This window comes from Bradyrhizobium sp. SZCCHNRI3043, from assembly GCF_032377735.1.
Lineage (GTDB): Bacteria > Pseudomonadota > Alphaproteobacteria > Rhizobiales > Xanthobacteraceae > Bradyrhizobium.
The window spans coordinates 67,468-87,008 of the sequence record NZ_JAUHID010000015.1; the positions used below are offsets into that span (position 1 = coordinate 67,468).

The 19,541-nt window shown below is 66.2% G+C and carries 15 protein-coding genes and 1 pseudogene; 4 read left to right on the top strand and 12 right to left on the bottom strand.

The features are described from left to right. Positions 1-17: 17 nt before the first annotated feature. The 9 genes from QX124_RS24530 to tcuA form a co-directional block, all read right to left on the bottom strand. Positions 18-1,106, bottom strand: a complete 1,089-nt coding sequence (locus QX124_RS24530) for a sensor histidine kinase (RefSeq protein ID WP_315774627.1) — start codon at positions 1,104-1,106, stop codon at positions 18-20. Next, positions 1,103-1,540, bottom strand: a complete 438-nt coding sequence (locus QX124_RS24535; RefSeq protein ID WP_315737769.1) for a response regulator — start codon at positions 1,538-1,540, stop codon at positions 1,103-1,105. Before QX124_RS24535 ends, QX124_RS24530 begins: the two co-directional genes overlap by 4 nt. After that, positions 1,537-3,057 carry a sensor histidine kinase gene (locus tag QX124_RS24540; protein ID WP_315737770.1) on the bottom strand — a complete coding sequence of 507 codons (1,521 nt, stop codon included), beginning with the start codon at positions 3,055-3,057 and terminating at the stop codon, positions 1,537-1,539. The genes QX124_RS24535 and QX124_RS24540 overlap by 4 nt, the downstream gene beginning before the upstream one ends. 114 nt (positions 3,058-3,171) lie before the next feature. Continuing rightward, positions 3,172-4,521, bottom strand: coding sequence for an acetyl-CoA carboxylase biotin carboxylase subunit (accC, locus tag QX124_RS24545; protein WP_315737771.1), 1,350 nt, complete (start codon positions 4,519-4,521; stop codon positions 3,172-3,174). Positions 4,522-4,611: 90 nt separating this feature from the next. Beyond that, positions 4,612-5,097 carry an acetyl-CoA carboxylase biotin carboxyl carrier protein gene (accB, locus tag QX124_RS24550; protein ID WP_315798525.1) on the bottom strand — a complete coding sequence of 162 codons (486 nt, stop codon included), beginning with the start codon at positions 5,095-5,097 and terminating at the stop codon, positions 4,612-4,614. Between the two features lie 51 nt (positions 5,098-5,148). Next, positions 5,149-5,628, bottom strand: a complete 480-nt coding sequence (gene aroQ / locus QX124_RS24555) for a type II 3-dehydroquinate dehydratase (RefSeq protein ID WP_315755619.1) — start codon at positions 5,626-5,628, stop codon at positions 5,149-5,151. A 277-nt stretch (positions 5,629-5,905) separates the two neighbouring features. After that, positions 5,906-6,568: a DUF1236 domain-containing protein gene (locus QX124_RS24560; RefSeq protein ID WP_315737774.1), complete on the bottom strand. Its 663-nt coding sequence runs from the start codon at positions 6,566-6,568 to the stop codon at positions 5,906-5,908. Between the two features lie 184 nt (positions 6,569-6,752). Further along, positions 6,753-7,850, bottom strand: a complete 1,098-nt coding sequence (gene tcuB, locus QX124_RS24565) for a tricarballylate utilization 4Fe-4S protein TcuB (protein ID WP_315798526.1) — start codon at positions 7,848-7,850, stop codon at positions 6,753-6,755. Further along, positions 7,837-9,252 carry an FAD-dependent tricarballylate dehydrogenase TcuA gene (tcuA, locus tag QX124_RS24570; protein ID WP_315798527.1) on the bottom strand — a complete coding sequence of 472 codons (1,416 nt, stop codon included), beginning with the start codon at positions 9,250-9,252 and terminating at the stop codon, positions 7,837-7,839. Before tcuA ends, tcuB begins: the two co-directional genes overlap by 14 nt. A 203-nt stretch (positions 9,253-9,455) precedes the next feature. On the opposite strand from tcuA, the gene QX124_RS24575 reads away from it, so the two are divergent. Further along, positions 9,456-10,127 carry a GntR family transcriptional regulator gene (locus tag QX124_RS24575; protein WP_315774634.1) on the top strand — a complete coding sequence of 224 codons (672 nt, stop codon included), beginning with the start codon at positions 9,456-9,458 and terminating at the stop codon, positions 10,125-10,127. Positions 10,128-10,249: 122 nt separating this feature from the next. On the opposite strand, the gene QX124_RS24580 is transcribed toward QX124_RS24575, so the two are convergent. Further along, positions 10,250-11,014, bottom strand: coding sequence for a DsbA family protein (locus tag QX124_RS24580; RefSeq protein WP_315772229.1), 765 nt, complete (start codon positions 11,012-11,014; stop codon positions 10,250-10,252). Between the two features lie 128 nt (positions 11,015-11,142). After that, complete coding sequence (locus QX124_RS24585) at positions 11,143-12,537, bottom strand: M48 family metalloprotease (protein WP_315772228.1); 1,395 nt, start codon at positions 12,535-12,537, stop codon at positions 11,143-11,145. Positions 12,538-12,689: 152 nt separating this feature from the next. Between QX124_RS24585 and QX124_RS24590 the strand changes: the two genes are divergently transcribed. Together QX124_RS24590 and QX124_RS24595 are read left to right on the top strand one after the other, a co-directional pair. Further along, a complete protein-coding gene (locus tag QX124_RS24590) occupies positions 12,690-13,889 on the top strand; it encodes a pyridoxal phosphate-dependent aminotransferase (RefSeq protein ID WP_315798528.1) in 1,200 nt (399 codons plus the stop codon). Positions 13,890-13,901: 12 nt separating this feature from the next. Continuing rightward, positions 13,902-14,089: pseudogene (locus QX124_RS24595) on the top strand (cation:dicarboxylate symporter family transporter); the annotation flags it as partial. 72 nt (positions 14,090-14,161) lie between these two features. Here the strand turns inward: QX124_RS24595 and QX124_RS24600 are convergent. Further along, on the bottom strand, positions 14,162-17,377 hold the full coding sequence (locus tag QX124_RS24600; RefSeq protein ID WP_315798529.1) for an Rne/Rng family ribonuclease: 3,216 nt from the start codon (positions 17,375-17,377) through the stop codon (positions 14,162-14,164). Between the two features lie 806 nt (positions 17,378-18,183). Here QX124_RS24600 and QX124_RS24605 point away from each other — a divergent pair. After that, positions 18,184-19,509: an N-acetylmuramoyl-L-alanine amidase gene (locus QX124_RS24605; RefSeq protein ID WP_315798563.1), complete on the top strand. Its 1,326-nt coding sequence runs from the start codon at positions 18,184-18,186 to the stop codon at positions 19,507-19,509. Positions 19,510-19,541: the final 32 nt, after the last annotated feature.

A 19,541-nucleotide genomic window follows, 5' to 3' on the forward strand; every position in this document is an offset into this window, starting at 1 on the left:
GTGCCGGCTGCCTCGGCTCAGCCAACCCCAGCAGCCGCGGGCTTGGGAGCATGTTTTTCGAGGCGGAAGCGGACCACGATCTTGGTGCCGGCATGGCTCGGATCGGGGCCGACGGTGGCATCGAGCTTGGTCGCCATGGCGCTGACGATGCGCTGGCCCATTCCGGTCGAGCGCGGATCGCTGGTTGCGTTGAGGCCGACGCCGTCGTCGGCAATCGACAGCACGATGTCCTCGCCTGCAAGCTTCAGCTCGACATGGATCGGGCCCGGCCCATCGGGGTAGGCGTATTTGACCGCGTTCATGACCAACTCGTTGACGACGATGCCGATCGCGACCGCGCGATCCGGGTCGATCTCGACCGGCTCCGCCTTCAGGGTCAGCCGCGACATCCGGTTGCCCTCGGCCGAGCGGCGCAGGTCGTCGAGCAGCGAATCCAGATACTGGTTGAGCAGCACGCTCTTGAGATCCTGAGACGTGTAGAGCCGGCGGTGCACCTGCGCCACGGCGGCGACGCGGCCCATCGCATTGGTGAGCGCGGCCTTGACGTCGTCCTGGGTGCTGGAGTTGGCCTGAAGATGCAGCAGCGAGGCGATGATCTGGAGCGAATTGCCGACGCGATGATTGACCTCGCGCAGCAGGACCTCGCGCTCCGCCGCCAGCGCCGCGTAGCGGTCGCGTGACGCCCGCACTTCGGCCTCCGCCTCGTCGCGGGCCTTCTGCAGCCGTGCCTGCCGCACCGCGCCTTCGGCCGCGACCTGCAGCAGCGGAATGAACTCGCCCTGCACGTCCTTGACGAGGTAGTCGGCTGCGCCCGCCTTCAGGGCCGTGACCGCGATCTTGGAATCCTGCGAGGCGGTGACGAACACCACCGGCGGCGGTTCGGGCAGCGCCATGATGCGCTCCAGCGTCTCGAGCCCGTCGAAGCCGGGCATGTACTGGTCGAGCGCAACGACGTCGATCCCGCCGCGCTCCAGCCTCTGCAAGCCCGCGCTGCCGTCGGCGGCGTGTTCCACCGTGAAGCCCAATCGCTTGAGCCCGCGCTCGACCAGCCGCGCCAGCGCCGCGTCGTCGTCGATGTAGAGCAGCGTGGGGGCGGCGGAGCTCATGCGGCGGGCGGAACCTGGATGACGGAGAAGAACAGGCCGAGCTGGCGAATGGCGTTGGCGAAGCTTTCGTAGTTGACCGGCTTGGTGATGTAGACGTTGCAGCCGAGCTCGTAGCAGCGCTTGATCTCCTGCGAGTCGTCGGTCGTGGTCAGGATGACCACGGGCGCGCTCTTCAGGAAGCTGTTCTGCTTGACCATCTTGAGGATGTCGATGCCGGTCATGTCCGGCAGGTTCAGGTCCAGCAGGATCAGCAATGCTTGCCCCTTGTGATCGAGGCCGGTGCCGTCAGCACCCAGCAGATACTTCACGGCATCTGTACCGTTGGTGAACGGCTTGATCTCGTTGTTGACTCCCGAGCGGCGGATGTTGCGCTCGATCAGGCGGGCGTGGCCTTCGTCGTCCTCGATCATGATGATCGTCACGGGCATGGTCATCGGTCTGAGTTCCGGGTTGAGGCGTTCCAGTTGATCGGGAGCGTGATGGTGAACGTGCTGCCCTGGTCGAGCTCCGACGCGACCGACATGGTTCCGCCGAGGCGGCGCACCAGCGCACGGACATGCGCCAATCCAATCCCCTGACCCGGACGGTCCTGGGTCCCGGCGCGGCGGAACAGATCAAAGATACGTTGGTGATCCCTGGGATCAATCCCCCGGCCATTGTCCGTGATCTCGAAGATGGCGAAACCGAGCTTGGTGCGGGCGCGAATGGCGATGTCACCGGCAACGCCGGGCTTCAGATATTTGATCGCGTTGTCGATCAGGTTGGAGAAGATCTGCTCCAGCGCAAGGCGGTCGCTGACGATGGCCGGCAGCGGCTCCACGCGGATGGTGGTGTTGGTTTCCGCAGCCTGATGCGCGAGCGTCGAGACGATGCCCTCGATCAACTCGCGGGTGTCGATGCGCACCGGCACGAACTCGCGGCGGCCTTCGCGGGTCAAATTGAGGATGGCGGTGATGAGCCGGTCCATTTTTGCGATCGAGGACTTGATGAAGCCCAGCGCCTCGGAGAAATCCTCCGAGAGCTGCTTGTCGGCGCCTTCCAGCTCCGGCTCGGTGCCTTCGGCCGGCGGCGGCGCGTCGGACACCGCGCGCGCGAGCGCCGCGATGCGCCGGAAGATGTCGCTGCGCAGCTCGTCGAGCTCGCTGGTGAAGCCCATGATGTTGACCAGCGGCGAGCGCAGATCGTGGCTCACAATGTAGGCGAAGCGCTGGATCTCCTCATTGGCCTCGCGCAGGTCGGCGGTACGCTCGTCGACGGTGGCTTCGAGGTTGAGGTTGCTCTCGCGCAGCTTGGCCTCGGCCTCGTCGCGGGCGCTGGTCGAGCGGCGCACAAGGAGCAGCGAGATGACGGCGAGCAGGACGACCAGCGCCGAACCGGCGACAGTGACGATGGTCGCGAGCTGCTGGCTTTCGTCGGCATTGGTGGTTCGCACCGCCAGCAGGCGTTCCTCCTCGGTGCGCATCGCCTCGGCGGTGGTACGCATGGTCGTGCTGCTGTCGATCGATGCGGCATCGCGCACCAGGGCCACCGCACTGGGAAGATCGCCGGACGCGACGAGAGCCTTCTCCCGGTCGAATTGCGCCAATCGGGTCTCGATGATGCTGCGCAATCTGGCGAGGTTCGCCACCTGAGCCTGGTTGTCGGCGAGGAGCGTCGCAAGCTTGTCGAGCACGGGCCGGATCGCGGCAACGGCGGCTTCGTGATCTCTGAGAAAATCCGGGCCCTGGGTCAGCAGGTAGGCGCGGGCGCCGCTCTCGGCGCGGCGGACCTCGAGCAGCAGCGCATTGATCTGGTTCTCCGCCTCGATGGTGTGCACCACCCAGGCGCTGTCTCTGCGGGCCTTGTTGACCAGCAGCACCGAGGCCGTGCTGACGACGACCAGCACCAGGAATCCCGCCGACAACAGCAGGATTTGTCCTAGCGTGCGCCTCTGTCTGATCTCAGGCGCCACCGCTCACTCGCATGCCGATTGAAATACCTGCCCCCTCAGCGGAACCGCCGACAGAGCAGAACGTCGTGCAGACCGAAGAGTTCCCGCCGGGCCGCGGGATTCTTCAGGTGCTGCTCAGTCCGCGTTCTGGCCGGCGAGATACTGCTCGAGCCAGTGGATGTGGTAGTCGCCATCGATGATGGCGGGCTCGCGCACCAACGCCCGGAACAGCGGCAGGGTGGTCTCGATGCCGTCGACGACCATCTCGTCCAGCGCCCGCCGCAGCCGCATCAGGCACTCGACCCGGGTCTTGCCGTGGACGATCAGCTTGCCGACCAGCGAGTCGTAATAGGGCGGGATCACGTAGCCCTGATAGACCGCCGAATCGATGCGGACGCCGAGGCCGCCCGGCGGATGGTACTGCAGGATCTTGCCCGGCGATGGCCGGAAGGTGACGGGATTTTCCGCATTGACGCGGCACTCGATGGAGTGGCCGTTGATGACAACCTGGTCCTGGGTCATCGGCAGGTCGCCGCCGGCCGCGATGCGGATCTGCTCCAGCACGAGGTCGATGCCGGTGATCATCTCGGTGACGGGATGCTCGACCTGGATGCGGGTGTTCATCTCGATGAAGTAGAACTCGCCGTCCTCATAGAGGAATTCGACGGTGCCGACGCCGATATATTTCAGCTCCTGCATCGCCTTGGCGACTGTCTCGCCGATCTTGGCGCGGCTGGCCGGGTCGAGCACCGGCGAGGGGCCTTCCTCCCAGACCTTCTGGTGGCGCCGCTGCAGCGAGCAGTCGCGCTCGCCGAGATGGATCGCGCCGCCGCGGCCATCGCCGAGCACCTGGATCTCGATGTGGCGGGGCTTCTGCAGATACTTCTCGAGATAGACCGAAGCGTCGCCGAACGCGGATTTGGCCTCGTTGGCCGCGGTGGTCAGCGCCAGTTGCAGGTCCGCCTCGGTGTGGGCGACCTTCATGCCGCGGCCGCCGCCGCCGGCGGCCGCCTTGACCAGCACCGGAAAGCCGATCTCCTTGGCGATCGCCATAGCGTCCTGGTCGGGCGTCACCGCACCGTCGGAGCCGGGAACGACCGGAATGCCCAGCCGCTTGGCGGTCTTCTTGGCCTCGATCTTGTCGCCCATCAGGCGGATGTGTTCCGCCTTGGGTCCGATGAAGTGCAGGTTGTGGTCGGCGAGGATCTCGGCGAAGCGCGCGTTCTCCGAGAGGAAGCCGTAGCCGGGATGCACGGCGTCGGCGCCGGTGATCTCACAGGCGGCGAGCAGCGCGGGGATGTTGAGATAGCTGTCCTTCGACGGCGGCGGGCCGATGCACACGCTTTCGTCGGCGAGGCGGACATGCATGGCGTCGGCGTCGGCGGTGGAATGCACCGCGACGGTGGAGATGCCGAGCTCCTTGCAGGCCCTGAGGATGCGAAGGGCGATTTCGCCGCGATTGGCGATGAGGATCTTGTCGAACATGGTGCCTCGGGCGCGAGTGGCGAGTAGCGAATAGGGAGTAGCGAATAGGGAACGGACGGCTATTCGCTATTCGCCATTCGCTACTCGCAATTATTCAATGATCACCAGCGGCTCGCCGAACTCAACGGGCTGGCCGTCCTCGACCAGGATCTGCGTCACCGTCCCGGCGCGCGGTGACGGAATCTGGTTCATCGTCTTCATCGCCTCGATGATCATCAGGGTCTGACCGACCGACACCTTGGAGCCGACCTCGACGAACGGCTTGGCGCCGGGCTCGGGCGCCCAATAGGCGGTGCCGACCATGGGCGAGGGCACCACGCCGGGATGTTTGGACAAGTCCGCGCCGGCGGCTGCCGCCGTCGCAGCTCCGACCAGGGGAACGCCAGCGGCGACCGCTCCGATGGACGAATGGACGGCCGCCGCAACGGTCACGTTGCGGGCAACGCGGATGCGAAGGCCGGCACGCTCCAGCTCGATCTCGGTCAGGCTGGTCTCATCCAGCAGCGCTGCGAGCTCGCGAATGAGCTGGCTGTCTTCGGATTTCGCGATGGTCTTGTCGTCGGGCTGGGGCGCCATGATCTGATCCGGAACGTTGGGTGGCGTGAGGACTGTGACGTCAGGCTTGCGCTAGATGTCGGTCTGCGTATCGGCTTTGGCGCCGATCTTGGCGGCGAGGCCAGTGATCGCGAGCCGGTAGCCGTCGATGCCGAAGCCGCAGATCGAGGCAAACGCCGCCTTCGCGGTGAAAGAATGGTGCCGAAAGCTCTCGCGAGCGTGGATGTTGCTGATGTGCACTTCAACGGTGGGGATCTTCACCCCCATCAGCGCGTCATGCAGGGCAATGGAGGTATGAGAGTAGGCGCCGGCATTGAGGATGATTCCGACCACACCGCGGCTGCGGGCCTCATGGATGGAGTCGACCAGCACGCCCTCATGGTTGGACTGCCGGCACTCCGCCACCAGGCCGAAGCGGGCAGCCGTCTCGACGCAGAGCCGTTCCACGTCGGCGAGGGTGGCGTGGCCATAGGTCTCCGGCTCGCGGGTGCCCAACAGGTTGAGGTTGGGTCCGTTGAGGACATAGATCGTGTTGTGAGCGGCGTCGGCCATTCCCATCCCGGCGGTGTGGCGGCAGTGGGCGGCGTTATAGGTAACAAAGCCGCCAAGGGGAAGCCTTTCGGCAGCCAGGCCGGCCGTTCGAGGCTTGGTCCGTCACACGAAAAAACCGTCTTAAGTGTGCGAAATCGCTGATTAACCAGGTTTGTCCACCGGGCTGCACGGGCTGCGTGTGATCGCCCTTGCGTGCTCTTTGTGCAATAGATTTGCGCAATAGAATGGGGCGGGCATTGCTGCCCGCCCCATGTCCTCATCGCCTGCCTGGTCGGGATCAGGCGTCGAGAACTGCGACGATCTCGTGCGTGCGAGGATCGATTACGATGATCTGCTCACGAACCAGGATGAAGTCATATCCGCGCCATTCCGGATAGATCGTCACGACTTCGGCCGGGAGCCGGTGGAAGTGAACGTCGCGCGGCACCCGGGTGCCGACCGCGATGTTGAAGTTCACGTTGGTCACCGGCTCGACGCGCTGGTTGCGGATCACGCTGGTGATCTTGGTGCGCTGCTCGGTCGTGAGCTTGGCGCCGGCGCCGGCCAGTCCGGTGGTGGTCTGCGACCGGTCGCTGCCGGTCTTGGTTTCGGCGTTCGTGCTGGTGCCGCTCTTGCTGTCGCGGCTCTCGGCCTTCATGCTCTTGGAGCCCGCCTTGTCGCTCTCGGAGGTCGCGCCCTTGGCAGTCGGACCCTTCATGCCTTCCTCGGCGCGCTGGCCCTTGGTCGCACCAGACTTCTGATCCGACTGGCTGGAGCGCATGTCGGACGCGCCGCCGGCCGCAGGCGAGGCGCTGTCGCGATGCATCGTGCCGCCGGGCGCGTTCATGCCGCCGGACTGTCCAACTGCCCCGCCCGCACCGCCGGCGCTCTGCGCATGAGCAAAACCTGCACCCGCCAGGAGCGCGATTGCAGCAACTGATACCATCAAGCGATTGGTCATCCTCTATCCTCCTCGTATTGGCACTGCCCGCGCCGACAACGGCAGGAGGTAGGAGTCGTTCCGTGCGTCTCCGATCGTTCCGGAAAAATGTCGCAGATCGCAACTTTATGAACGGATGCTCAGGGTCATGAATGCTGCATGACGACGGCGATCAGTTGTGCGTTGACGGCGACCTCGCACGGAGCTACGCGCCGTGACGTTCGCGCGCGTAGCGGAGGAGCGCCAAGAATCGATAGAGGCCGTGCACGAACTTGCCATAGGGCATCGTGACGAAGATCGCGAACACCGCACCGAGATGGACCGCGAGCAGCACGCCCATCGTGCTGGTCTCGCGAAGCACGAGGAGAGCGAGTCCGGTCGCGCCGGTGAGGACGAGCATCGCCAAGAACGCGACATCCATGCCGCGGCTGCCGCCGTCCATCATCGCCGGCTCACGCCTGCGCTTGGCGGCGTAGAGTCCGAGCGGACCGACCACGATGCCTATTCCGCCGAGCGTGCCGAGCACGACGGGTAGATCCCACAACGGATAGGGCGCCTCGCGGTGCAGAAGATAGTGATAGAGCGTCGCGACGCTGGTCGATGCGAAGCAGAGCACGAAGCCCCAGAACGTCAGATGGTGATAGAACCGCCGGGTGTCGCGCGGCCGCTCATCCTCGTTGTAGCAGCCGACGCCGCCGCCATCGAGATAGCGCAGGCTGCCTGCGTCGCGAACGGCGCGCAGCAGCGGACGTGAGCGCGTCAGGGTCGAGCTCGGCTCGCCGATGTCATTCCAGAAGGCCCGAGCGCCCATGATGATGGCGATGATGGCCCACAGGAAGGCGGCGCCGAACAACAGCGCCATCGTGTTGTGAGGCATGAGCGCGTAGAACGATCCCGGGCCGTGCCGGCTTGCAAACAGCGCGGCGGGATCGTTGAAGGCCACGAAGCCGAGGACGAACGCGGCCATGCTGATGACCGCGATGAGCGATATGGCAAGGCCGTTGCGCCTGAACAGCGGCGCCAGCGCGCGCGGCCAGGCATAGTCGGCGTAGCTCTCGTGCCGTACCCGGGTCAGAACGGACGGGACGCGAACGTCGAATTCGTGCGGCGGCGAGAATTGGCAGTCGACGTAGCAGGCGCCGCAGGCATGGCAGAGATTGGCGAGATAGTTGAGGTCGCCGCCGGTGAAGGCGCGGCGCATCTCCATGGCCGGAAACACGGCGCAGAGGCCCTCGCAATAGCGGCAGGAATTGCAGATCGTCATCAGCCGATCCGCCTCGGTCAACGCCTCACTGCGCTGCATGTGTCGCTGCTCCCCGGCCCGCGATGCGGCCGAATACGCTGCCGATCGTCATGCCGATGCCCGCGGCATAGCCGCGGCCGAGCACGTTGCCGGCCATGATCTCGCCGGCGGCGTACATGTTGTCGGCTGGCCCGCCGGCCTTCATCATCATCCTTGCCGCTTGATCGACGCGCACGCCGAGGTAGGTGAAGGTGATGCCGGGCCGGACCGGATAAGCGTAGAAGGGCGCTGAATCGAGACGGCGCGCCCAATGCGATTTGGGCGGCGCCAAGTTCTCGGTGCGACAATCGTCCAGGATGTCGGGATTGAAGCTGCCGTCGCGCACCGATGCGTTGAATTGCGCGACGGTAGTGGTCAGCTTGTCGGGATCGAGGTCGAGCTTGCCGGCGAGTTCGGTGATGCTGGCCGCCTCGATCGCGGGGTAGAGCGATGGCATGAACAGGTTCGCCGATTTCGCGTCGAAGATGATGTAGGCAATCTGGTTCGGCTGGGTCGCGACCAGGCGGCCCCAGATGGCGTAACGCTTCGGCCAGACATCCTCGCCTTCGTCGTAGAATCGCTCAGCGTTGTTGTTGACGACGATGCCGAACACGACGCAGTCGAGCCGCGTGATGATGCCGCCGTCATATTTGGGCGCCCGCGCATCGATCGCCACCGCGTGGCATTGGGTGGGGTCGCCGATACTGTCGACGCCGGCGCCGAGCAGCATGTCGAGCACCGTGCCGCGATTGTTGGGCGTGCCGCGGATCAGGAAGTTACGGGCGATCTCGCCCCAGCCCTCGACCAGCTTGTCGATGTTGGATTCGAAGCCGCCTGCGGCCGCCACCAGCGCCTTGCCGCCGATGCGCATCCTGCCGTTGCCGTGCTGCACGATCGCCGCGCGGAAGCGGCCGTCGTCCATCTCCAGCCCCACCACCTCGGCCTCGTAGCGCACGTCGACGCCGAGGCGCTCGGCGGTCAGATACAGAGCATTGAGCATGGCCCGGCCGCCGCCGAGGAAGAACGAGTTGGTCCGCCCTAAGCTCAGCGTTCCGCCGAGCGAGGGCTGGAAGCGCACGCCTTGTTCGACGATCCAGTCGAGCATGTCCTTGGATTCGCGGATCATCAGGCGCGCCAGTTGCTCGTTGGTCTGGCCTTCGGTGACGCGCAGGAGATCGTCCCAGAACTCGTCCTCGGTGTAGGGGCCGCTCAACGTCGCGGTCGCCGCGTCATGGGCGCAGCGCATGTTGCGGGTGTGGCGCGTATTGCCGCCGCGATAGAACTTCGAGGCGGCCTCCAGCACGATGACTGAGGCCCCGGCTCGCCGTGCCGCAATGGCGGCGCAGAGGGCCGCGTTGCCGCCGCCGGCCACGACGACGTCGTAGGTCACGGGATGGTCGACGATATCGCTCTGATCAGTCATCGCAGGCCCTTGCGAACGCAAGGCGGCAGGCCCTGGATCGGCGTGCGTCCGCACAGCCACGCCATCGGCATGGCAGCCGTCGGCCTAGCGACAATGGACGATGCTGAAGTGCCGGCTGCGGAAGCATGTGTTCGTATACTATTGTATACGAACACATGCAAGAGATGCTGTTGTTCGGAACAAGGTTGTGAGACAGTGACCCCATGTCCTCGGAAGCGCCATCGCTCACCATCGATCGTGACAACGTCTCTCTCGGCGAGGCGGTATTTCGTGCGCTGTGCCATGCGCTGGAGAACGGCCTCTATCGCTCCGGCGATCGACTGCGTGAGGACGAGGTCGCCCAGAAGCTGAACGTCAGCCGCACGCCGGTCCGTGAGGCCTTCGGCAAGCTGGTGGCCAAGGGGTGGGTGCAGCCGGCTGGTGGCCGCGGCCTGATCGTGCGAAGTCTCGACGAGAATGAAATCCTCGAGCTGTACGCGATGCGGGAGATTCTCGAAGGCGCCGCGGCCCGGCTCGCCGCGCAGTATGCCGTGCCGGCCGAGATCGCGGCGCTGCGCGACATTCATGCGCGCTTCGTCAGCGGGGAGGGCGACGCCGTCGAGCTCGCGCGGCTGAATCGGCTGATGCACGGTGCGATCCAGCGCGCCGCGCGCAACCGCTATCTCGATGCCGCCCTCGAGGACATGCATGTGGCGACAGCGCTGCTGGGAACCACAACGTTTGCGGCCGAAGGACGTCCGGCAACGGCCGCGGCCGAGCATGGTGAGCTGATCGAGGCGATCGCGATCCGCGATCCCGATCGGGCCGAGGCGATTGCACGCGGCCACATCCGCGAGGCACTTCGAACCCGGCTCGGCATGAAGCTGACGGGATAGGCGAGGGCGGCGGCGCCGCCGGTCTCTTGCTTCTTCATCGGCTCACGGCAAAAGCAGAAGGCCGGCTGATACAGCCGGCCTTCGATTGATCTCGTGACGGCGAGACGCTTTGACAGATATGCTCAGCAGCTCGCCTTGCCGCAGCGGGCCGTGCTGATCTTCTCGCGCAGGCCCTCGACGCCGACGGCGCCGATCACGACCTGCTTGCCGATCACGTAGCTCGGCGTGCCGTTCATGCCCATCTCCTCGGCGAGCTTGAAGTTCTCCTCGATCGTCGCCTTGGCCTCGGGGCTCGCCATGTCCTTCTCGACGCGGGCCATGTCGAGGCCGAGTTCCTTGGCCACCGCGAGCGCGTGGGCCTTGTCGGCCTGGCCGCGGCCGCCGAGCAGCTTCTGGTGGAAGTCGAGATATTTCTGCGGGGCCTGCATCCGAACGGCAACCGCGACCTGCGCGGCCTCGACCGAGCCCTGGCTCAGCACCGGAAATTCCTTGAGCACGACCTTCAGCTTCGGGTCGCTCTTCATCAGGTCCATCATGTCGGCCATCGCGCGCTTGCAGTAGCCGCAATTGTAATCGAAGAACTCGACGAAGGTGACGTCGCCATCCTTGTTGCCGAGCACGACACCGCGCGGCGAGTTGAAGATGGTCTCGGCGTTCTTGCTGATGCTGGCCTCGTGCTTGGCCGCCTCGGCCGCCGTCTGGCGCTTCTGCAGCTCGGCCATCGCCTCTTCGAGCACCTCGGGATGCGCGATCAGGTAGTTTCGGACGATCGTCTCGATCTCGCCACGCTGGCTGTCGGAGAAGCTCTCCGCCGACGCGAGCTGAGGCACGCCGCAGAGCGAGAGCGCGAGCAACATCGCGGGAATGAGCGTGCGGACTGACGGCATGAAGGAGGTCCTCTGGGTCAAATGATCGGGTCCTTGTCGATGGTCGTGATCGGTATCTTGATATTCTGGATCGGATGATAGCAGTAATTCAAAACTTCAACGGGCGCCAACCCCCGCTGTCCGGCACATTACTGGCCGGAAAGCGGCTTTGCCGTGACGATGTCGTCGGCCTTGACCCAGCCCGGCGACCCCACCGCGAAGCGGGTTTTCGCACGCGAGGCAAGCTCGCGCGCCGTCTTGTTGTCGCCACGCAGGAAGGCGGCCTGCGCCGAGGCGAGATCCGCCTCCGCATAGTCGCCCTTGCGGCCATAAGCCATCGCGAGCTGGGAATAGCCGAGCGGTGCCTCGGATTCGCGCGCGACTGCCGCGCGCAGGATCGAGATCGCCTCGTCAGTGTAGGCTTTGTTCTCGGATGCCACCAAGGCCTGACCAAGTAACATCTCGATGAGTGGGGCGTTATTGGACAGGTGCACCGCCTTGCGCAGCGGGGCGATCGCCTCAGTGGGACGGCCGCCCTCCAGCAGGGCCTGGCCACGGACCTCGTAGAAATAGGCGTTGTTGGGTTGCACCTGGATCAGGGCGTCGATCTGGCTCAGGGCGCTGCGCAGGTCGCCATGCAGGTAGGTGGAGATTGCCCTGGCGTAGCGGGCGGGCAGGCTGGTGTCCGACAAGGGATATCGCCGTGCCACCGTGTCCGGCCGTTCCATGAAGGCCGAGATCTTGGCCCGGACCATGTCGTGGCGGAGCTGCAGCGCGGGGTCGTCCTTCTTGTCCCAATAGGGGCTCTGGCGCGCAAGGCCCTCGAGCGCCTCGACGCGATCGGCCGGCATCGGATGTGATTGCAGATAGGGGTCGGCGCCACGCGCGGCGAACAGGCTCTCATTGGTGAAGCGCTTGAACGTCTCGTACATGCCCTTCGGCGATTGCGCTGCCGCAGTGAGGAATTTCACCCCCGCACGGTCGGCGTTCTCCTCCTGCTGGCGCTGATACGACAACAGCGAGCGGCGGATGACCTCGCCCGGCGCGGACAGCGTCGCGGCGCCGGCATTGGCGAGGCCGCTGCCGCCGCCGCGCGCGCCGACGGCGAGGGCGCCGGCGCCGAGAATGGTGGCGATGATCATCTGGGTCTGGGCGGTGGCGAGCTGCTGGCGCAGCTTGGCGAGATGGCCGCCGGCGAGATGGCCGGTTTCGTGCGCGAGAACGCCGATCAGCTGGTTCGGATTTTCCGACTGAAGGATCGCACCGTAATTGACGAAGATGCGGCGGCCGTCGGCAACGAACGCGTTGAAGGACGCATCGTTGATGATGACCATCTGGATGTTCTGCTTTTCGAGTCCGGCGACGCGCAGGATCGGCCGCGTATATTCACGCAGCAGCACCTCGGTCTCGGTGTCGCGCAGGATCGGCGGTCCCTTGCCTTGCTGCGCCGATGCAGGCGCGAGCGGCGCCAGCGTCACGGCCGCGGCGACGACCGCGGCAAGCCCGCCGGACAGTTTCTTGCGAAGCACGATACGGAGCGACATCAGGCGATCTTTGCAATTGGCGCGAGGCTCGAGACGGGCTATTGCCCACCAAACGGCGGAATGCGGCTCATCTGCGGCGAATGAGGCCCATGGGCTGACCTCGACCGGTTCACGGAGCGGGTCCGAACAGCCGGGGTCAATAGCAGATATCGATGGTGGATGCGACAGTGATACCGACATTGGAACAGCGGATCGCCAACCTGACGGCGCCGTCCGCGCGCAGCAATGTTCCGCCGTTCATGGTGATGGACGTGATGGCTGCGGCCGAGCGGATCGAGGCGGGCGGCGGACATGTCATTCACATGGAGGTCGGCCAACCTGCGGCGCCCGCGCCGCGAGCGGCCATCGCGGCCGCGCATGCTGCGCTCGATCAGGCACGCATCGATTACACCTCGGCGCTCGGCCTGCTGTCGCTGCGACAGCGAATCGCGCGGCACTATCGCGAGACGCACGCTTGCGAGATCGATCCGGCGCGGATCGTGATCACGACGGGATCTTCGGCCGGATTCATCCTGGCGTTCCTGGCGATGTTCGAGCCCGGCGATCGCGTGGCCGTGACCGTGCCTGGCTATCCGCCCTATCGCCACATCCTGACGGCGCTGGGCTGCGAGCCGGTGCTGATCGAGACCACGGCGGAGAACCGTCACGCCCTGACCGGCGAGGCGCTGCTTGCCGTTCACCGCAAGACGCCGCTGAAGGGCGTGTTGGTGGCAAGTCCCGCCAATCCGACCGGCACCATGATGTCGCGTGAGGCGCTGGGCGGCGTCATCGCAGCCGCACGCGACGCCGGCATCCGCTTCATCTCCGACGAGATCTATCATGGCCTGGACTACGCGTTTCCGGCGGTGACGGCGGCGGAGCTGTCGAGCGAGGCCCTGATCATCAACTCGTTCTCGAAGTACTTCTGCATGACCGGCTGGCGCATCGGCTGGATGGTGGTGCCGGATACGCTGGCGCGGCCGATCGAGCGTCTGCAGCAGAACCTCGCGATTTCGGTTCCGACCCTGTCGCAGATCGCTGCGGAAGCGGCGTTCGACGGCCGGACCGAGATGGAGGCCATCAAGCACGGTTATCAAGAGAACCGCCGCATCCTGATCGAGGGTTTCCCGAAGGCCGGCCTGACCCGCTTTCTGCCCGCCGACGGCGCGTTCTACCTCTATGCCGACGTGTCCGACTTCACGTCCGACAGCTTCGACTTCGCCAAGCGAATGCTGGAGGAGACCCATGTCGCGGCCACGCCGGGCGTCGACTTCGATCCGATCCACGGCCGCAGCTTCGTGCGCTTTTCCTATGCGCGTTCGGCCGAGGACATGCGCGAGGCCGTCTCCCGGATCGCCCGCTGGCTCGCGTAGGGCGGGCAGGACGTCGGCGCCCTGGCGCGCGGCGACATCCTGCAGGTGCTGCTTTCGCGATCCCGTTCGGCTTCGCGCTGATGGCGCGCGGCGAGCGCGGTCAGCGGCCGCGGGACGTGATCGACGATACGGCGCATGCGGTGTTCGGCGTCATCGCCATCGTCATGAAGGCGGCGCCGATCGGCGCATTCCGCGCCATGGAAGAACGTCATATGAAAACGCCCGGCCATCTGGCCGGGCGTTTTGCATTGAAGCGTCGGAAAGCGGCGGGCTTACTGCCCGCCACCGAAACGGCGGGACCACCAGCCGGCCCGGCGGGGGGCCGCAGGGGACGAGGAATCGGTGGCCGCCGGCTCGGACGCAGCGACGTCGACAGCCGGAGCGGGCGCGCTGCTCTCGGCGACGTTGACGGCCGAAACCGCGCTCTCGGGCCTGGGCTCGGTGAGGAAGCTGACCTTCTCGCGTACCGTCGAGCGGCGCGGGGTCTTCTCGGATTCCGTCTTCGGAGCCTCGGTCTGCTGCACTTCGGGTTGTCGAGGAGCAGCCTGGGGCACGGGCACGGAGGCGTCAGCGATGGGCTCAGCGGCCTCGGTTGCGGCCGCCGCATGGACCGGCGCCGTGGGTTCGGCCGGTTCTTCCTCGTCGTGGCGGGAAGCGCCATTGCCGTCGAAATCGGCCACGGCGGCTTCTGCCTCCGATGCCGAAGCCGGCGCGAGCTCGTCGCCGATCGACGCGGCGAGACCTTCTTCCGCGCCACCGCGCCGACGGCGACCGCCGCGGCGTCCACGCCGGCGCGGACGCCGCTCGCCGCCAGGCTGATCCGTCTGCTCGCCTTGGGCGAACGCAGGCTGTTCCTCCGACTCGTCGTCTTCGCCGTCGGAGTCCTCGGCTGACTGCTCGGCGGCAAGGCCCGGCTCTGCGGGCTGCAGTCCGGCCGTTCCTTCAGGCAGCGTGCCCTCGCGGGTCTCGCCGCCGCGGCCGCGCCGTCGCCGTCGCCGCTTGCGGCGCGCGCCGTCCCGCTCGCCGTCGGCAACGCTGCCGTCGGCCGCGTCCTCGGACAGGCCTTCGGTCTCCTCGGTCTCGACCTCGGATTCCGTCTCGATGTCGAACGTCTCCTCGTCGTCGAAGACTTCCTCGGCCACCAGCGGCGGCGCGGAGGCCTGCGCCGCGAGCAGCGCCTTGGCGGCCTCGAGCGTATGCACCTGCTCGCCGCGATCGATGATGAAGGATTGCTGGCCGCTCACAGTCGGATCGGCGATGACCGCGAGCGACACCTTGAAGCTGTTCTCAAGGTCGCGCAAATGGCCGCGCTTGTGGTTGAGCACGTAGAGCGCCACCTCGGTGCGGGTGCGGACCACGAGGTTGTGGGTCGCGCCCTTCATCAGCGTCTCTTCGAGGCTGCGCAAGAGCTGCAGCGCCACCGAGGATACCGAGCGCACGTGGCCGGTGCCGCCGCAATGCGCGCACGGCTCGGTCGAGCTTTCCAGCACGCTGGCGCGGATGCGCTGGCGCGACATCTCCAGCAGGCCGAAATGCGAGATGCGGCCGACCTGGATGCGCGCGCGATCCTGCCGCAGGCAGTCCGACAGCTTGCGCTCGACGGAGCGGTTGTTGCGCTTCTCGTCCATGTCGATGAAGTCGATGACGATCAGCCCGGCGAGGTCGCGCAGCCGGAGCTGGCGCGCCACTTCCTCGGCGGCCTCCATATTGGTCTTGAGCGCGGTGTCCTCGATGTGATGCTCGCGCGTGGCGCGGCCGGAGTTCACGTCGATCGAGACCAGCGCCTCGGTCTGGTTGAGCACGATATAGCCGCCCGAACGCAGCTGGACGGTCGGCGAGAACATCGCGTCGAGCTGGCTTTCGACGCCCATGCGCGAGAACAGCGGCTGGCCGTCGCGATACTGCTTCACCGCCCGGACGTTGGTCGGCATCAGCATCTTCATGAAGTCGTGCGCCTCGCGGTAGCCGGCTTCGCCGGCCACCAGGATCTCGTCGATCTCCTTGTTATAGAGGTCGCGCAGCGAGCGCTTGATCAGCGAGCCTTCCTCGTAGACCAGGGTCGGGGCCTGCGACTTCAGGGTCATGTCGCGGACCGTTTCCCACAGTCGCAGCAGATATTCGAAGTCGCGCTTGATCTCGGGCTTGGTGCGGTTGGCGCCGGCGGTGCGCAGGATGACGCCCATGCCCTCGGGCACGTCGAGGTCCTGCACCACTTCCTTCAGCCGCGAGCGGTCCTGCGCCGAGGTGATCTTGCGGCTGATGCCGCCACCGCGCGCCGTGTTCGGCATCAGCACGGCGTAGCGGCCGGCCAGCGACAGATAGGTCGTCAGCGCCGCGCCCTTGTTGCCACGCTCCTCCTTCACGACCTGCACCAGCATCACCTGGCGGCGCTTGATGACCTCCTGGATCTTGTACTGGCGGCGCGGGCGGAAGGTGCGCTCAGGCACTTCTTCCAGCACGTCATCGCCGCCGACGGATTCAACGAGCTCTTCCTCGATCTCCTCGCCGTCGTCCTCGTCGTCCTCGTGGTCGCCGGACCCCGATTCGGCGCCGTTGTCGTCGCCCGGCACGATCGTGACGCCGTTGCTGTCATGCTCGGCTACGGGCGCGCCGTCATCGTGGTGATCATGTTCGTCGTGATGGTCATGGTCATGGTCGTCATGGTCATGTTCGTCATGACCATGCTCGTCGTGATCATGGCTTGCATGGTCATGTTCTTCGTCGTGCTCTTCCGCGGCGACAGCGGGGCTGGCCGCCTCGGCAGAGGTCGCGTCGCCGTTCTGCGCGACCGCGGTGTCCGCGGCTTCGCCGGCGGGCTGTTCGGCAGCCGCCACACGGTCCTGCGCGGCGACGGCATCATGCGGCTCGTCGGCCTGGTCGCGCGATTCGTCGGCTGCACCGTGGTGAGCTTCGCCCGGCGCGTCCTGACCCTGAGCCTTGACCGGGCCCTCGGAGAAGCCCTGCGCCTCGCTGGGATCGGTCGCGTCGGCGTGCGGCCGATCGTCGTCCTGCGCATAGGCGTGGCGCTCATGCGCCTCGTGGTCGGCCTCATGCCCTTGGGTTTGGGCAGGGAGGCCTGCCTCGGCGGCCTCGACGATCTCGCTCTGAACCCGTTCGCCGCTGCCGCGGCGTCGCGAACTGCGGTGCCGGTTGCGGCGGCGATTGGAGCGGTTCTCGCTTTCCTCTTCGGCTTCGCGATGCGCGCGCTCCTCGGCCTCGATCAGAGCCTGCCGGTCGGCGACCGGGATCTGATAATAGTCCGGATGGATTTCGCTGAAGGCCAGGAAGCCGTGGCGGTTGCCGCCATACTCGACGAAGGCGGCCTGCAGCGAGGGCTCAACGCGGGTAACCTTGGCCAGGTAGATGTTGCCGCGGAGCTGCTTGCGTTGGGCCGTTTCGAAATCAAATTCCTCGACGCGGTTGCCGCGGACGACAACGACCCGGGTCTCTTCCGGGTGGGTAGCATCGATCAACATCTTGTTGGGCATATTGGAACTCTTGGAGGCGACGGGCGCGATTGGCCGCGAGCGCGTGGCGCGCTGTCGGATGACGCGACGGTCCACCTGATTCGGGGGTGAGGGGAAGGCCTAAACGCAGCTGGTCGCGCCGCGCCAACCCTGATGCCGGCGGGGCGATTGGCCGGGCAGGGGTCTGGCCCCGCATCGGCGCGGATCGTCCGCTGGTCATGGTTGGCAACTCAGTCTGGCGCATCAAGCGTCGGCCCGTCTGGAATACGTGGGCGGCAGCGGGTGCCGCCTTGCTCTGTTGCCGAAGGCCAGATTGCGCCGAAACGCTTGCCTGGATCGAATACCCACCCTGTCACGGGTGCGGTATCAGGCTATACCGTGTCTGACCTGGTGCCCGGGCGGTCTCTGCGAGGAGGCGCCTGACAGGCGCCGCTCGGCTCGTGACCGGCTCTCCGTTGCGGCCGCGCGGGATCGCGCAGGCTTTGGTGGAGCGTCGGAAAGGCGCTGGAATCTCCGCCACGATCGAGGACCCGATACCGAGCACCCCGATCACGAAGCTTCCGGCGTTTCACCGGGAGGTTGAACGCGACACAACCGGCAGTAAGGATTAGCCTTCAGCCCTTCGTACATACGAGGAATGGTCAGGTCGCGCAAGCGAAGCGTCGCGGAACCGCAACAATCGGTGGCCTTTAACGAAAATGACAAAATTTGGCGGTTAACCGCTGGGATTGGTTGCGGTAAGACCATCCCGCGGAGGCATCGAATTGGCAGCTGGCCGGGCGAATTACCTTTCTTTGCTGGGATGCGCGTCGCTGTGCGTCACGCAAATGTTATGTGCGGCCGTCATTCCGGCCCGCGCCCAGAGCGGGCCGGTCGGCCAAGTGCCGCCTGCCGTGGTCGGGCCCGGGTTCCCGATCGCCACCGATGCGCGGGTCGCCGGCGATTCCCGACAGACCCGATTCGTGCTCGATCTCGACCGGACGGTGCCGTTTCGAGCCTTCCTGCTCAGCGAACCCTATCGCGTCGTCGTCGACCTGCCCCAGGTCAGCTTTCATCTGCCCACCGGAGCCGGGACCAGCGGCCGGGGTTTGGTGAAGGCGTTCCGCTATGGGATGGTGATGCCCGGTGGGTCCCGCATCGTGTTCGATCTCACCGGCCCGGCCCGAATCGCCAACTCCACGGTGCTGGATGCCGCCAACGGTCAGCCGCCGCGGCTGGTGCTCGAACTGGAGGAGGTCGACGAGGCGACCTTCGCCCGCGCCATCGGCAGCGACAGTCGTCTTGCCGCCAGGCCTGCCGATTCGAGTTCCGCGACGGCGTCGGTCGCTGTCGCAGGAAACCCTGCGCCGCCGGCAGTCCGGCCGCCGCCGACCACGGTTGCCATCGCCCCCCTTCCGACGGACGGCCCGCCGGACACCCGCCCCGTGATCGTGATCGACCCCGGTCATGGTGGCGTCGACTACGGCACACAGGGCGGGGAGGTGCCGGAGAAGAATCTGGTGCTCGCCTTCGGCCAGGCGCTGCGTGACCGGCTGGAACGGTCGGGCAAGTTCCGCGTGGTCATGACTCGCGACGACGACACCTTCATCCCGCTCGGAGACCGGGTCCGCATCGCCCAGAAGCAGTCGGCGGCGCTGTTCGTCTCCATCCACGCCGATGCGCTGCCGCGAGGTGAGGGCACTGCGCAGGGCGCGACCATCTACACGCTCTCCGACAAGGCGTCCGACGTCGAGGCGGAACGGCTGGCCGAGGCCGAGAACCGCGCCGACCAGATCGGCGGGGTCAATCTGACGGAGGAGCCGGCTGACGTGGCCGACATCCTGATCGATCTGGCCCGCCGGGAAACGCGGACGTTTTCCAACCGGTTCGCCCGTCTGCTGATGAACGACATGAAGACGGCGGTGCATATGCATAAGCGTCCGCTCAAATCGGCCGGTTTCCGCGTGCTCAAGGCGCCCGACGTGCCATCCGTGCTGGTCGAACTCGGCTATGTCTCCAATAAGGGCGATATGGGAAACTTGGTCTCCGACGCATGGCGGTCGCGCACGGCGGACGCAATGGCGCGGGCGATCGATGCCTTTCTGGCCAAGCGCATCGCCAATGCGGGCCCCGACAGGCCGGACAAGCCGGGGCCGGTACGCGCAAAGCCCTAGTTTGGCCACAGCAACATCCCTATAAACGTGCT

Bases quoted from the DNA above. Each gene is read 5' to 3' on its own strand.
- QX124_RS24590 (WP_315798528.1), top strand. From the start codon at position 12,690: ATGGTGGATGCGACAGTGATACCGACATTGGAACAGCGGATCGCCAAC.
- accB (WP_315798525.1), bottom strand. From the start codon at position 5,097: ATGGCGCCCCAGCCCGACGACAAGACCATCGCGAAATCCGAAGACAGC.
- aroQ (WP_315755619.1), bottom strand. From the start codon at position 5,628: ATGGCCGACGCCGCTCACAACACGATCTATGTCCTCAACGGACCCAAC.
- QX124_RS24530 (WP_315774627.1), bottom strand. From the start codon at position 1,106: ATGAGCTCCGCCGCCCCCACGCTGCTCTACATCGACGACGACGCGGCG.
- QX124_RS24600 (WP_315798529.1), bottom strand. From the start codon at position 17,377: ATGCCCAACAAGATGTTGATCGATGCTACCCACCCGGAAGAGACCCGG.
- QX124_RS24560 (WP_315737774.1), bottom strand. From the start codon at position 6,568: ATGACCAATCGCTTGATGGTATCAGTTGCTGCAATCGCGCTCCTGGCG.
- QX124_RS24535 (WP_315737769.1), bottom strand. From the start codon at position 1,540: ATGACCATGCCCGTGACGATCATCATGATCGAGGACGACGAAGGCCAC.
- QX124_RS24575 (WP_315774634.1), top strand. From the start codon at position 9,456: ATGTCCTCGGAAGCGCCATCGCTCACCATCGATCGTGACAACGTCTCT.
- QX124_RS24585 (WP_315772228.1), bottom strand. From the start codon at position 12,537: ATGTCGCTCCGTATCGTGCTTCGCAAGAAACTGTCCGGCGGGCTTGCC.
- accC (WP_315737771.1), bottom strand. From the start codon at position 4,521: ATGTTCGACAAGATCCTCATCGCCAATCGCGGCGAAATCGCCCTTCGC.
- tcuA (WP_315798527.1), bottom strand. From the start codon at position 9,252: ATGACTGATCAGAGCGATATCGTCGACCATCCCGTGACCTACGACGTC.
- QX124_RS24580 (WP_315772229.1), bottom strand. From the start codon at position 11,014: ATGCCGTCAGTCCGCACGCTCATTCCCGCGATGTTGCTCGCGCTCTCG.
- QX124_RS24605 (WP_315798563.1), top strand. From the start codon at position 18,184: ATGTTATGTGCGGCCGTCATTCCGGCCCGCGCCCAGAGCGGGCCGGTC.
- tcuB (WP_315798526.1), bottom strand. From the start codon at position 7,850: ATGCAGCGCAGTGAGGCGTTGACCGAGGCGGATCGGCTGATGACGATC.